Raw genomic sequence first — 14,332 nt, forward strand, 5'->3', positions numbered from 1 at the left:
CGCTGTTTTTCCAACTTCGTTGGAAGCCACTCACTTCGCTTCCGCTGTTCGTTGGCTATTTCGCTCTCTACGGATCGCGAAATAGGTTGACAGGCTATATGCAAACCGGAGTCTAATAGGAGCTATGGATAGCGCTCCCGAGCACCTTGGCCCTTTATTAATTCAATTCTTACTCGGAGTTGGTTTCTCCGCTCTGATTCTGACCCTTGCCATACTCATCGGCCCCAAAAAAAAGTCCAAGCCGCAGGACACGTTCGAATGCGGTGTGCAGTATTACGGGGATGCGAGAGGTCTTTTCAACATTAAGTTTTATCTCGTAGCCGTTCTTTTTATTTTGTTCGATATTGAGGCCGTCTTTCTTTTTCCTTACGCAGTAAATCTGATCGGATTTAAGAATGCGGGAATCGGGTTTTTTCTCATCTTCGAGATGTTTGTGTTTGTCCTCACTTTAGTCGTGGGCTTATACTATATCTGGAAGAAAGGAGCGCTGGAATGGGATTGAGTGATCTTAACAAAGCTCCGGGCCAAGCCCTGGGCGACATGATTCAACTCGGAAACGTTGAATCCGTGATTCAATGGGGAAGAAGTTATTCCCTTTGGCCATATCCTTTCGCGACGGCGTGTTGCGGAATCGAATATATGAGCGCTTCTTGTTCGGACTACGATATCGCTCGTTTCGGAGCGGAACGTCCTTCGTTTTCTCCGCGTCAGGCGGACATGATCCTCGTTCTCGGAACCATCACCTATAAGATGGCTCCCGTACTTCGTCAAATCTACGACCAGATGGCCGAGCCTAAGTTTGTCATCAGCGTAGGAGCCTGCGCTTCTTCCGGCGGGATGTTCAATACCTACGGAGTTTTGCAAGGTGTGGATCGAATTCTTCCCGTAGACGTCTATGTTCCCGGTTGTCCTCCTCGTCCGGAAGCGATCTTGGACGCGCTCGTAAAATTACAGCAAAAATTGAAAACTCAGGGGCTGGAAGAAAGACGTCAGGAAGTGATGCACAAAATCCAGGAATTGAACGAAAGAAATAAACCCCTGGTTGTACGATGAAAGAAGCAGTAGAAAGTTTCCTCAAAGAAAAATTTCCCCATTTTTTGGACAAACAAGAGTCCGTCGTTTCCAATGTTCCCGTTATATTCCTGAAAGCGGAAGGCCTGGTTCCCGTTTTAACGGCGCTCAAAAACGATCCAACACTCTATTATAATTTTCTAAACGATCTTACCGCGATCGATTGGCTCGGAAAAAAAGAACCTCGTTTCGAGGTCTGTTATCTGCTTCGTTCTGCGAACAAGTCGGCGAGTAGAATCCAGATCAAGGTCCGAGTAGAAGAGGGAGAATCTGTTCCGAGTATCGTCTCCGTTTTTAAAGGCGCCAACTGGCCGGAAAGGGAAGTGTATGACCTTTTCGGAATTCCATTTGCCAATCATCCGAACTTGGATCGGATTCTGATGCCGGATAACTTTCTTGGTCATCCTCTTCGCAAGGACTTTCCGTTGGAAGGATTCGGTCAGGATTATCTCATCGAAGATCTTCTTCAAATGCATATCTCCGAAGACATCACAAAGGAAGGAGGAAAATAAAATGATGTACGAAAAAACGGCCCAACATTTCGGACAGAAGTTTGCCAATCTTCCCGAGGGTCATCTCCTCGTAAACTTAGGTCCTTCTCACCCCGCGACACACGGGATTCTTCAGAACGTGATTCAACTCGACGGAGAAAGAATCGTAGAAGCTGAATCGGTCATCGGTTACGTGCACCGTTGTTTTGAAAAATTAGGAGAACGTTATACTTACAATCAGTTCCTGGTCTGCACCGATCGGATGAACTACGTTTCCACTCCTTTGAACAACATCGGTTGGATTCTCGCCGTAGAAAAGATGATGCAGATCGAGGTTCCGGATCGTGCGACCTATGTGAGAATGATCATCTCGGAACTTTCGAGAATCATGGATCATATCATCTGCTCCGGAATTTTGGGAGTGGACTTGGGAGCTTTCTCGGGGCTTCTTCACCTCTTTCATCATCGGGAAAATATCTATCAAGTGATCGAAAAGCTCACCGGCGCGAGACTGACCACGACGTTTTGTCGAATCGGCGGATTGGAAAGAGATATCTATCCCGATTTCGTAAAAGAAGTAAAGATGGTCTGCAAAGGACTCAAACCCGCGATCGAAGAATTCAACAGTCTTCTCTTAAAGAATAAAATTTTCCTGGGTCGTACGGAAGGAATCGGCGGTATTTCGGCGGAAGACGCGATCGCTTACGGTTATTCAGGTCCGAACCTCAGAGCAACCGGCGTTGACTGGGACGTTCGAAAAGACGAACCTTACATGCTCTACGATAAAGTGGATTTCGATATTCCGGTCGGAGAAGACGGCTCCGTTCTTCATAGAACCTTGGTTCGTATGGAAGAGATGCGTCAGTCGATTCGGATCATCGAACAGCTGATAGACGGAATTCCGGAAGGAACCTGGCACGCGAATCTTCCTCACGCCTATCTTCCCGAAAAGAACAAAGTCTACAACAACATGGAAGAATTGATCTATCATTTCAAGATCATCATGCACGGAGTTAAGGTCCCTCCGGGAGAATACTACATGGCGACCGAAGCCGCCAACGGAGAACTCGGTTATTATATCGTCTCCGACGGTGAAAAATCCCCTTGGAGAGTTCACGTTAGACGTCCTTGCTTTTGGTATTATCAATCTTTTGCGGATCTCGTGCGCGGCGGTTTACTTGCGGATTCCGTAGCAACGATGAGTTCGTTAAACGTGATCGCCGGGGAGTTGGACTGCTGATGAGTTACAAGTTCAGTGAAGAATCCGAAAAAAGATTTCAGAAGATGCTGGAAGTGTTTCCGGAAAAGCGCTCTCTCATTCTCCCTTGTTTGTACATTCTCCAGAGGGAAAACGGTTTTGTGGATCAGGACGGGATGAACTACATCGCGGATCGTCTCGGAGATCCGATTTCTCTCGCTCAGGTTTACGGAGTCGCTACGTTTTATACTCTCTATAATAAGAAGCCCGTTGGAAAGTATCATATCCAGATCTGCGGAACGTCGAGTTGTTATCTGCAGGGGAATGACGAAATCGAAAAACATCTCTGCGATCGTTTGGGAATTCATCTCGGACAAACGACCCCGGACGGAAAGTTTACCTTGGAAGAAGTGGAATGTCTCGGCGCCTGCGGTTATTCTCCGATGGTGCAAATCAACGACGATTTTTACGAACAACTGACTCCTGAAAAGGTGGATCAGATTCTAAAAAGTCTGAACTGACAAAGGAAATCCTTATGGCAGAAATGAAAATTCTTACGAAATACATCGATAATCCCAAGTCCACAGAACTTGAGTTTTACGAATCGGTTCACGGTTACGACGGTTTAAAAAAAGCGCTCCAGATGAAACCCGACGATATCATCGCCGAGGTGAAAAAATCGGGACTTAGAGGAAGGGGAGGCGCGGGTTTTCCAACCGGACTGAAATGGTCCTTTATCCCAAAAGACATTCCAAAACCGAAATATATCATCTGCAACGCAGACGAAGGCGAGCCCGGTACATTCAAAGATCGTAAACTGATTGAGAACCTTCCTCATCAGATCATCGAAGGGATGATCATCGGCGCAAGAGCGATCAATTCCAACAAGGGATTCTTTTACATTCGCGGAGAATTTCAGAAAGGCGCCAAAACGATGCAGAAGGCGATCGACGAAGCCTATACAAAAGGTTATCTCGGTAAGAATATCTTAGGTTCGGGATTCGACTTTGATCTTGTTCTCTACGAAGGCGCCGGGGCTTATATCTGCGGAGAAGAAACCGCACTCATCAATTCCATAGAAGGAAGAAGAGGTCACCCAAGATTAAAACCTCCGTTTCCTGCGGTTTCCGGTTTGTATCGTTCCCCCACCGTGGTGAATAACGTGGAAACCTTTTCCGCGATTCCTCATATCCTGGACAAAGGTGCGGATTGGTATTCCAAGATCGGGACCGAAAAATCACCGGGAACAAGACTCTTTAGCGTTTCGGGTCACGTAAAAAGACCGGGCGTCTACGAAATCGAATTAGGAACTCCTTTATTAGAACTTGTGAATGATCTCTGCGGTGGAATTGTCGACGATAAACCTCTGAAGGCGATCATTCCCGGCGGATCTTCCGTCCCGATTTTAACCGCGGAAGAATGTAAAACCGCAAACATGGATTTCGAATCGATGGCCGCTCACAAAACCATGCTCGGCTCGGGTGCGGTCATCGTACTCGCGGAAGGAACCGACATCGTAGAAACCACGTATCGATTCGCGAGATTCTACGCTCACGAATCGTGCGGTCAGTGTACTCCTTGTCGAGAAGGAACTCATTGGGTTCGAGACATTCTTTCCAAAATCCGAGACGGGGAAGGTACGACTCAGGATATCGATCTGATTCTTTCTTTATCCCGTAACATGGAAGGTGGAACTACGATTTGTCCTCTTTCCGACGCTTGTGTCGGGGCGGTTCGTCCGGCTCTTCAGAAATTCCGTTCCGAGTTTGACGCAAGACTCAAAGTAAAACCGGAACCCGTGACGGAACCTCGTAGACGCAAGGAGGATAAGGCTCTTCTATGAATTGGAACGAAATCCTATTTTGGCTCTTAAAGAGCGGTCTTTTCTTTTTTATCCTGATCACCGCTTGCGCCTATTACACTCTCGCCGAAAGACGGGTCGCGGGTTTTATTCAGGACCGCAAAGGACCCAATCGTGCGGGAATCTTCGGACTTCTCCAACCCCTTGCGGATGGAATCAAGTTTCTTACCAAAGAAGAAGTGTTTCCTCTGAACGTAAATCGTGTGATGTATCTCATCGCTCCGGGAATCTCGATGACCTGCGCCATCATGGCTTGGTCGGTTGTACCTTTGGGCGGTCAGATTCCGCTTCCCGGATTTTTGCAGAACGCGACCGGTCTTCAGTTTTTGGATCTGCAAGTTGCGAACCCCGATACGGGGATTCTTTTTTTGTTTGCGATCTCCTCTCTTGCGGTTTATGGAATCATCATCGCGGGTTGGGCGAGCAATAACAAATATTCGTTGTTAGGCGGGATCCGCGCAACGGCTCAGATGATCAGTTACGAACTTCCTCTTTCGATGAGTGTGGCTTCCATCGTGATCATCACCGGTTCCTTGAAACTTACCGATATCAGTTCGTCTCAGGCGGGTCTCTGGAATATCTTCAAACTTCCGGGATTCATCGCGTTTTTTCTTTTTGTAGTAGCGATGTTCGCGGAAACCAACCGTCTTCCTTTCGATCTGGCCGAAGCGGAATCGGAACTCGTCGTCGGTTTTCACACCGAATACGGCGCGTTTAAGTTCGCGTTATTCTTCATCGCGGAATACATGAATATGATCACGATGAGCTGTGTGGTAACCTTGCTTTTTTTCGGAGGTTATCAGGTTCCGTTCGGAATTTTAGACGGCCACGTTTTACAACCTCTTTTCGGACTCTTTTTCTTTTTGGGTAAGGTTCTCTTTTTTACGTTTTTGTTTCTCTGGGTGAGATGGACGCTTCCTCGTTTTCGTTACGATCAGCTCATGTCTCTCGGTTGGAAAAAGCTGATTCCTTGGGCGATCTTGAACATCGTCATCGCAAGCATCTATATACAATTTTAAGAATATAAGAAAATGCCACTAACAGATCAACCTCAACTGCTTCTATTCTTCCTGTTTGCGACGGTGATGATTCTCAGTTCTCTGGGAGTGATCTTTCATCCGAACGCGATCACCGCCGCCGTTCTTCTCGTATTGAGTTTTTTTTCTCTCGCGGCCATTTACGCCGTAATGAATGCGATCTTTATCGCCACGATGCAACTCCTCGTGTATGCGGGTGCGATCATGGTTTTGGTGGTTTTCGTTTTGATGCTTCTTTCTCTCAGGGACGACGCCCCTCAGTTTTTTATCTTTGAAAAACCGGTGAAAAAACTTCTGTATCTGACCCTCGTCGCCTTTTTGGGAGTTCTTTTGATCACCGCCGTACACGACGGAATTCCGTCCAAGACTTCGGAAAGAATCGGTTATCTTTCCAACAGCAATGTTGAATATTCTTTCGATATTCCCAAAGGCGGAAACACTGCGAACGGAATCGGCTCTACTTCGTCCGGAAATACCGCAGTGGTCGGAACCGCGATGTTTCTACGTTATCTGCTTCCTTTCGAATTGATTTCCATTCTTCTTCTCGCCGCGGTCCTCGGAGCAGTCGTACTCGGAAAAAAGAATCTCGCCAACAAGGGATTGGAAGGAGAAAAACCATGAACCTTTGGATTTCCGGAATTCCTGTGGAATATTTTTTAACCCTCGCGATGATCATCTTTACGATCGGCGTGGCCGGAGTGATGGTAAGAAGAAGCGCGGTCCTTATTTTTATGTCCGTGGAATTGATCTTAAACTCGGTGAATCTCGTTTTCGTCACCTTCTCCAAAGCCCTCCACCAAGTGGACGGAGAAGTTGTGGTCTTCTTTGTGATGGCGATCGCCGCGGCGGAAGCCGCAATCGGACTTGCGATCGTGATTGCGATTCATAGGCTCAAAAAGACGAGCTACGTAGACGAAATGAATCTGATGAAATGGTAGTAAGAATGGAAATTTCTAACCTCGTCCCTGCGTTAGTCGCGCTTCCTTTGATCGGTTTTTTGATTTCGGGACTTTTTGGCAAATGGCTGAAAGGTTTTACCGGAGTTCTATCTACGGTTGTGGTCTTTTTGTCCTTCTCTCTGGCGCTCGTTTGTTTTTTTCTGTTTCATCCGATGGAACGTTCCGTTCCGGAAATCGTTACTTTGTTCCCCTGGATAAAGGCCGGAGGATTGAACGTTTCACTGGCGTATCAGGTCGATCAACTTTCCTTATATATGATTTTGATCATCACGGGAATCGGATCCTTGATCCATCTCTATAGCATCGGTTATATGAAGGAAGATCCGGGTTTTGCGCGTTACTTTGCTTATTTGAATCTTTTTATCTTCGCGATGTTGAATCTGGTACTTGCAGAAAATCTAATTCTTCTTTTTCTCGGATGGGAAGGAGTGGGGCTTTGTTCTTATCTGTTGATCGGTTTTGACTATCACAAAGATTCCGCCGCAAACGCGGGGATGAAGGCCTTTATCACAAACAGAATCGGCGACTTGGGAATGCTCCTCGGAATCGCACTCGTTTTTTGGTATACGGGTTCTCTTTCTTTTACGGAGATTACGGAAGCGATTCCGGAAGTTCCGTCGTTTCGTTACATTCTTCCGATTGCCGCCGCTTGTTTTTTTATAGGAGCCGTCGGAAAGTCCGCTCAAATTCCATTACACGTTTGGTTGCCGGACGCGATGGCCGGACCGACTCCCGTGTCCGCTTTGATTCACGCGGCTACGATGGTGACGGCGGGAATTTTTTTGATCGCAAGGCTCAATCCGATTTTTCTTTCCGCACCGCAAGTCGGTCACTGGATCGTGATCATAGGATCGGTAACCGCGTTTTTAGCCGCGACCGTGGGTCTTTTTCAAAACGATATCAAGAAAGTTTTGGCGTATTCCACCGTATCTCAGTTAGGTTATATGTTCGTAGCAATGGGGGCGGGCGCCTACGTCGCCGGGCTTTTTCATTTGATGACTCACGCTTTTTTTAAGGCGCTTTTGTTTTTGGGTTCCGGATCGGTGATTCACGCGCTTCATCACGAACAGGATCTACGCAATATGGGCGGACTCAAAAAACAGATGAAGATTACTTGGATTACTTTCCTTGTAGGATCTTTGGCGATATCCGGAATCCCGCCCTTTAGTGGATTCTTTTCCAAAGATCTCATATTAGAAAAAAGTTATGCGTATGGAACCCTCTTTTACGGACTCGGAATCGTTACCGCGCTCTTGACGGCATTCTACATGTTCCGAATGACATACTTGGCTTTTTACGGAGAATCCCGTGTGTCCTCACACAAGGCTTCTCATCTGCACGAATCTCCTCTCGTAATGACGATTCCTCTTGTGATCTTGTCGGTCGGCGCGGCGATAACAGGATTTTTAGAAATTCCCCATTTTCTTTTTGGAGGAGTCGACCTCCTAACGAGATATTTCGCTCCGATTTTCCTAAGAGGAACAGAAATATCGCAGATGATCGTCAAACAAAGCTTAGACGGTCATGAGACTAACACTTCCATAGAATTGATTCTCGTCGCGGTTTCCGTTGCGGTTGCGGTTTCCGGAATTTTTATCGCGAGGACGATCTTTTTGACCGGTAAAAACGTTCCCGTGGAAGAAGAATCCCTTTCCGGATTCAAACGAGTTCTTTCCAAAAAATACTTCGTGGACGAGTTCTATCGCGACTTCATCGTGGATCCGATTCTTCTTCTTGGAAAATTTTTCGCGAACTACGTGGAAAGAAATTTCTTGGATTTGATGTTGCGGGGAACGGGGCGAGTCGCCGTCGCGATTTCTTTGGTTCTGCGAAGGGTTCAAACCGGAATCGTAGTAGACTACGCGATCCTGATCGTCTTCGGAACGGTAGTCATTCTTTCTTTTTTTCTTTTGAGGGGGCTGTAACTTGGATTTCCCGCCGTACATACTGAGTATCTTTTTATTTTTACCTCTCGCCGGGGTTCCGTTTTTATTTTTTTCCAATAAGGTTTATTGGCTACGATTCATTTCAGGAATATTCACGTTAGTTCCCTTTTTAATTCTTATCGGTTTGTATTTTAAATACGATCCTGATAACGCATCCTTGCAATTCGTGGATCGCATACGTGATATCGTAGTTTCAGGAAATTTAAGAGTCGACTATCACGTCGGAATGGACGGGTTTAGCCTACTACTTTGCGGAATGTCGTCTTTGTTGTTTTTTCTTTCCACGCTCGCAACCTGGACGAGTATCACCAGTCGAATTCGGGAGTTTTACATTTATCTCATGATCGTAGAGATGAGTGTTCACGGCGTTTTTCTTTCCGGTAATCTCGTGCAGTTCTACATATTTTGGGAAGCGATGGTTTCTCCGATGGTGTTGATGGTGGGAATCTGGGGAGAAGATCAACGTGTAAAAGCCGCGATCAAGTATCTAATCTTTTCCTTTACCGGATCGGTCCTGATGCTTGCAGGAATTCTAATACTCTACTTCAAAACCGGAACGATCGTGATCGAAGATCTTTCCACGGGACTTCTTCCTGAGATTCCGAAGAACATCCGTTTGTTTATGTTCTTCGCGTTTGTGCTCGCGTTTGCGATCAAGGTTCCTTTGTTTCCGGTTCATACTTGGATGCCGGACGTTCACTCGCAAGCGCCTACTGTCGGTTCGGTGGACCTTTCCGGAATTTTATTAAAGATCGGGCTCTACGGATTTATTCGCTTAGCAATTCCGTTATTTCCGGAAGAGATGTTGGAATATCGGGAACTTTTAGGAGGACTCGCGATCGCCGGAATTCTTTACGGAGCGATCATTGCGATGGCGCAGGAGAATTCCAAACGAGTAGTGGCGTTTTCTTCCCTGTCTCACATGAGTTTTTGTATGTTGGGAATCTTAAGTTTTACGGAAGAAGGAATGGCAGGTGGAATGCTGCAGATGATCAATCACGGCTTTACCGCAGGATTGCTTTTTTTTATGTTAGGAATGTTGCATGAAAGAATCGGGAACAACGATATCGCGAAAGCGGGGGGCTTGTCCAAACTGCTTCCCGTATTTTCGGTCTTCTTTGCGATCGGAATCTTTTCCTCTCTCGGGGTGCCCGGAACCAACAGTTTTATCGGAGAATTTTTGATCATCCTCGGAAGTATCAAAGCCAACATCGTCTATGGTGCGTTAGCCGCAACCGGTGTGGTTTTTGCCGCGGGATATCTCCTCCTTTTCGCCAAAAGAATGCTCTTTGGAGAACTGACAAAAAATCTAACCGATCACCACGACCTCAATCTGAAAGAATGGTCGATCCTTGTTCCCACGATCATCATGATTTTTTGGATCGGAATCTATCCGAAACCTTTTTTGAGAGTTTTGGAACCGTCAGTAAAGGTCGCGTTGAATTCCGCCTCCGTGAGAGTGATCCAGGATCGATCCTTGAAGGAAAAAGATATCGGCGACAAACCCTTTGAGAGAAAATATACCTCCTATAAATCCTTGGGGGTCGATCCTGATCGTTATGAAGAACGTCTGAGAGGATATCAGAGTAAGTTTGCTCTTCCGGAATCGATCCGAAAGGGCAAGGAAACATCTCCGGAAGGAGACGAGGAGGCGGTTCAATGAATCTGATTCCAAATACCCTCGATCTATTCTCCATTCTACCGGCTTTGATCTTGGCTGCCGGAGGAGTTTTTCTCATCTGTCTTTCCGTGTTGTTTAAAACAAAGGAATATCTGATCGTAAGATATTCTTCCGGACTCATTTTGCTCGTCTCCCTTGCGGCGGTGTTCTACACTTCCTTTCGTTTTCCGGGAAACGGCACCTATTTTGCGGGCCAGATAGAAAATACGATCATAACCTTTTGGTTGAGCCTGATCTATCTATCGATGGCGATCGGAACCGTAGCTATCGTTCCAAGAATATTGAAAAATCATAATGTAGAATTTCCTGAATTCTATCCTTTGCTCCTTTTTGCAACGTGTGGAATGATGCTGATGACTTCAGGACAGGACTTTATACTCGTATTCGTAGCCTTGGAGTTGATGAGTATCTGTCTTTACATTCTGATCGGAATGGCAAGGAGCGATCTTTTTTCTTTGGAAGCAACTCTCAAATATTTCCTTTTGGGAAGTTTTTCATCCGGATTTATGTTAATGGGAATTGCGTTTCTTTTCGGAGGAAGCGGTTCCACCAACATCACCCTCGCTTTAAAACCGTTGATCGTCGCAGGATATCAGGGAAATTTTGCAAAGATTGGGTTCGTTTTGTTTTTAACGGGAGTCGCGTTTAAAATCGCCCTTTTTCCCTATCACGCCTGGACTCCCGACGCATACGAAGGGGCACTGACGCCTGTGACGGGTTATATGGCCACTGCGTCTAAGTCCGCTTCGATAGGACTTCTTTTGATTCTTTATACTAAATTACCGATGCCCCTTGTCGATACTACTTGGGCCTGGTTATCGGGAATTCTAGCGTTATGCTCCATGGTCTACGGAAATCTACTCGCATTAAAACAAGAAAATTTAAAACGAATGCTTGCGTATTCGTCGATAGCGCACGCGGGTTATGTTGTCGCGGGAATTTCCGCGGGGGTTTTGGAAGAAGCGCTCTTCTATTTGATCGTATATTCTTTCGTGAGTTTGGGAGCTTTTGCTGTCCTCGCTTATTTGGAAGAAGGAACAAGACAGGTCACTTTCTTTTCGGTTCAGTCCCTTTCCGGAGTAAAACCGTTTACGGCGATTGCGATTAATATTTTCTTTATGTCCTTGGCGGGAGTTCCTCCGTTCGGAGGATTCTGGGCGAAACTCTTTTTGTTTCAGAAACTCGCGGAATCGGAAGCTCTGATGAATCGAATTTTGCTCATCGGGGGTGTCACAAATTCCGCGTTAGCGCTCTATTACTATCTTAGAATCGGAATCGCCACCTTTATGAGTAGCGACGAAGGCGAGGTGACAAGAAACCATTCGGCGCCTTTTAGCATCGGGGTAACCGCCGTGGTAGTGATATGTTTTTTTATGGTGGCGCTGGGTTGGTTTTTGCTCGTTCCGGGAAACCTTCTCGCGATCGGAGCGCTTCAATATCTCAGTAGTTACTGATCTTTTGTCGTTGGTCCTTTTCGTTCTTAAAGTGAATCTTTGGGAACGGCTATTCTTGTATTCATAAATTATAATGTTTTAAGAACGGTTTTTTAGTCGATATTCGTCCCAAAACCTCTATAGCTTCGATGGAAACGAAATAGTGAGTTTCAAAAAATGTAGGAACTCCCGTAATAATTTATCAATGATTCCTCCTTTTAGTGGTTTTTAAACTCCTGAAGGCACGTAATGTGTGGGAACTTCCTCTTTCTATTAAAATTTAACGGAGGCTTCGATCCGTTGAATTTTGAGGGTTTGGGACAAGTTCCGAACTGTGAAATTTTATGAAATATTTCATCACACTTGTATTGGTCTTTTTGTCGATTTCGGAAAAAAATCTGGAGGCGACTCCCGATAGCGACTTTGTGCTTGTTGCCGCTTATAAAAAAAATCCCGATGCATTGAAGTTACGAACATTGGTCGGCGTCTCAAAAAGGGTAGGAGTTCGGATCGTTCTAAAAGGATTTGATAGGTCCGAATCTTTATCCGTAACAAATACGATTTTGGATTCGCTGCGCGAGAATTCTTATTTGATTCTGAACGAATTTTCGAACCGGAAAAAAAATCAAATCCGATCGGAAAAAAAATCGCGGAACACGAAAAGAAATCCCTCCGAAAAGTTAAGAATGACTTTCTTAGTAATTCAATCTAAGCCGAAGAATGCAGAGACAAAACTTTTATTTCGGATGACCTGGTTGAACCGGAAAACGAAGGACCAAATCGAGTTTCAAACCGAAAAATCGCTGACAAAACAAGATCCGAAAAATATTCAAAAAATAGTATATGATTGGAAATCTGAAATCCTCCCGAAACAAGACGTTTTTTTTATAAGCGACTTACGTTGTGTTTCCAATAAAAAAGAAAGGACGCTTTTTTTACAGATCGGATGCGATTCTTTACTTCAAAAGACGGCGGATCCGGACTCAAACAGAGAATACTGGGCAAGGGCAGAACGGCTTTCTTGGACAGGATACGACCTCGAATCGATTCAAAACAATTTAGCTTATTATTATATATCCTCCGGAAACTTTAGAAAAGCAGAGGAAAGTTTTCTGAAAGCCGACCTTTTAGACGAGTCTACGAATTATCGAAGCCATAAGTATCAACTGGAAGAGATCCGAGAACTCCGAAATAAATACAACTTCTACGAAGAATAACCTTTTCTCTGAAGGCACTATTCCAAAAGAAGCGCGGATTCGAAAGATCCAGTTGAAACCATAAGAACCTTCCGAGCCGATTCGGTTCTGAAAGAAATTTTCGAAAGTCCTTGAATCGAAATGTTTTTGTAGTAAGATCGGAACATGAAGAACGGACGGTGGTTATCATACATTCTTTTTGGCCTCTTCTGTTTTTGCAGGCAGGCTTCGTCTCCGAATCCGTTCTTGGAACCGGATGATCCTAAGGAAAAATTTCGGAACTACTGGGAATCGGAAAAAGCGGAGATCGATAGTTACGAACTGAGTCAGGTTCGTTATGGAGAAAATCATAAGGGCAAAGCGATCCTCATCTTTGTTACGGAAGATTTTTCCAAAACGAGACAGGTAAAACTCGATCGACCGCAAGAGGACGAGAAAGACGGAACGAAGGTATTAAAACTCAACTTTGTTAAGAATTTCGTGACAGGAATCTATGCCTATTCCATGACACTTTCCGTATTTACTCCGTTAGACGCTGAAACATATCCGAGAAGTTTTAAAGAAACCATGTCCTCGCAAGAATGGTGCGGAAACGTTTTTACGCAGATCAATCTGGAAAGGGATCGTTTCCGAGTGGAATCTTATTCCTACTTCGAAGAGGAAGGGGACCGGAAATTCTACCTAAAAAAAGAATTGTTAGAAGACGAACTCTGGACTCGAATGCGGATCGATCCCGATCGAATTCCGGTTGGAAATTTGAACTTGATACCCGGACTTTTTCACGTAAGACTCAATCATAAGGAATTAAAACCGCTTCGAGCCGAGATCGCGAAACAAAAACAAGAGGATTCCATCGTATTTACGATTCGATATTTGGAAGAGGAGAGAACGTTTAAGATAAGAATCGAATCTCGTTTTCCTCACAAGATTTTGGCGTGGGAGGAGACGTTTCGAGATCTCAACGGCCGTCTTATGACTACTTTTGCCGCTTTGGAGTCGAGTGTTCTCAGCGACTATTGGAATCAAAACGGCAACGAATTCAGAAGCCAGAGAAAAGAGCTCAAATTACCTAACGCCTCGATTTTCTAAAAGTGAATTTGTGTAAGCATGAGGATTCTTTTGAAAACGGTTTAAGGGAGATATCGTTCAAAAATCTATATTCTAAAAATCTGAAATACATCGGAGCGATTTTTTTCGATTTTTCTAAGTCCACAATTTTAGACTGAGAACGGATTCGAGGCCTATAACGGATCATAAGGTCGTTTTTCGTAGGAATCGATTCTAAACGGATTTTAAGAGGTTGTCAGTCTCGGGAGTCCCGAGGACTCTGTGATTTAGTCGGGTCTGAAAGTCTCAAGAAGAGCTTTTTGAACCACGGGAGGGACTGTGAACATTGAAATTGGAAAGGGATTGAACGGACTTTATTTTGGAATGTCGATGGAAGAAGTAAAGGCTAAGT

Annotated in this window: 14 protein-coding genes; all 14 read left to right on the top strand. The window is 45.1% G+C overall.

From position 1 onward, the window contains the following. Positions 1-124 precede the first annotated feature (124 nt). The 14 genes from JWG45_RS15365 to JWG45_RS15430 all read left to right on the top strand — a co-directional run bounded on the left by JWG45_RS15365 (position 125) and on the right by JWG45_RS15430 (position 13,962). On the top strand, positions 125-502 hold the full coding sequence (locus JWG45_RS15365; protein ID WP_118970152.1) for an NADH-quinone oxidoreductase subunit A: 378 nt from the start codon (positions 125-127) through the stop codon (positions 500-502). After that, entirely contained in the window at positions 493-1,053 is a 561-nt protein-coding gene (locus JWG45_RS15370) for an NADH-quinone oxidoreductase subunit B (protein WP_205280529.1), read from the top strand. Before JWG45_RS15365 ends, JWG45_RS15370 begins: the two co-directional genes overlap by 10 nt. Then, the gene (locus JWG45_RS15375; RefSeq protein WP_205280530.1) at positions 1,050-1,583 is read left to right on the top strand and encodes an NADH-quinone oxidoreductase subunit C; all 534 of its coding nucleotides are present in this window, start codon (positions 1,050-1,052) and stop codon (positions 1,581-1,583) included. Before JWG45_RS15370 ends, JWG45_RS15375 begins: the two co-directional genes overlap by 4 nt. Before the next feature lies 1 nt (position 1,584). Next, positions 1,585-2,802, top strand: coding sequence for an NADH dehydrogenase (quinone) subunit D (gene nuoD, locus JWG45_RS15380; RefSeq protein ID WP_205280531.1), 1,218 nt, complete (start codon positions 1,585-1,587; stop codon positions 2,800-2,802). Further along, entirely contained in the window at positions 2,802-3,281 is a 480-nt protein-coding gene (gene nuoE / locus JWG45_RS15385) for an NADH-quinone oxidoreductase subunit NuoE (RefSeq protein ID WP_205280532.1), read from the top strand. The genes nuoD and nuoE overlap by 1 nt, the downstream gene beginning before the upstream one ends. A 14-nt stretch (positions 3,282-3,295) precedes the next feature. Continuing rightward, on the top strand, positions 3,296-4,603 hold the full coding sequence (gene nuoF, locus JWG45_RS15390) for an NADH-quinone oxidoreductase subunit NuoF (RefSeq protein ID WP_205280533.1): 1,308 nt from the start codon (positions 3,296-3,298) through the stop codon (positions 4,601-4,603). Continuing rightward, complete coding sequence (gene nuoH, locus JWG45_RS15395) at positions 4,600-5,640, top strand: NADH-quinone oxidoreductase subunit NuoH (protein ID WP_205280534.1); 1,041 nt, start codon at positions 4,600-4,602, stop codon at positions 5,638-5,640. The genes nuoF and nuoH overlap by 4 nt, the downstream gene beginning before the upstream one ends. A gap of 66 nt (positions 5,641-5,706) precedes the next feature. Next, positions 5,707-6,279 carry an NADH-quinone oxidoreductase subunit J family protein gene (locus JWG45_RS15400; protein ID WP_408611639.1) on the top strand — a complete coding sequence of 191 codons (573 nt, stop codon included), beginning with the start codon at positions 5,707-5,709 and terminating at the stop codon, positions 6,277-6,279. Then, positions 6,276-6,596: an NADH-quinone oxidoreductase subunit NuoK gene (gene nuoK, locus JWG45_RS15405; protein WP_069608100.1), complete on the top strand. Its 321-nt coding sequence runs from the start codon at positions 6,276-6,278 to the stop codon at positions 6,594-6,596. The genes JWG45_RS15400 and nuoK overlap by 4 nt, the downstream gene beginning before the upstream one ends. Before the next feature lie 5 nt (positions 6,597-6,601). Next, complete coding sequence (nuoL, locus tag JWG45_RS15410; protein WP_205280536.1) at positions 6,602-8,542, top strand: NADH-quinone oxidoreductase subunit L; 1,941 nt, start codon at positions 6,602-6,604, stop codon at positions 8,540-8,542. Position 8,543: 1 nt separating this feature from the next. After that, entirely contained in the window at positions 8,544-10,226 is a 1,683-nt protein-coding gene (locus JWG45_RS15415) for an NADH-quinone oxidoreductase subunit M (protein ID WP_205280537.1), read from the top strand. Further along, a complete protein-coding gene (locus tag JWG45_RS15420; protein WP_205280538.1) occupies positions 10,223-11,698 on the top strand; it encodes an NADH-quinone oxidoreductase subunit N in 1,476 nt (491 codons plus the stop codon). Before JWG45_RS15415 ends, JWG45_RS15420 begins: the two co-directional genes overlap by 4 nt. Before the next feature lie 323 nt (positions 11,699-12,021). Further along, positions 12,022-12,894, top strand: a complete 873-nt coding sequence (locus JWG45_RS15425) for a hypothetical protein (RefSeq protein WP_205280539.1) — start codon at positions 12,022-12,024, stop codon at positions 12,892-12,894. Positions 12,895-13,038: 144 nt separating this feature from the next. Further along, entirely contained in the window at positions 13,039-13,962 is a 924-nt protein-coding gene (locus JWG45_RS15430) for a septum formation inhibitor Maf (protein ID WP_205280540.1), read from the top strand. The last annotated feature ends 370 nt before the right edge of the window (positions 13,963-14,332 follow it).

It is taken from the genome of Leptospira ainlahdjerensis (assembly GCF_016919175.1).
Taxonomy (GTDB): domain Bacteria; phylum Spirochaetota; class Leptospiria; order Leptospirales; family Leptospiraceae; genus Leptospira; species Leptospira ainlahdjerensis.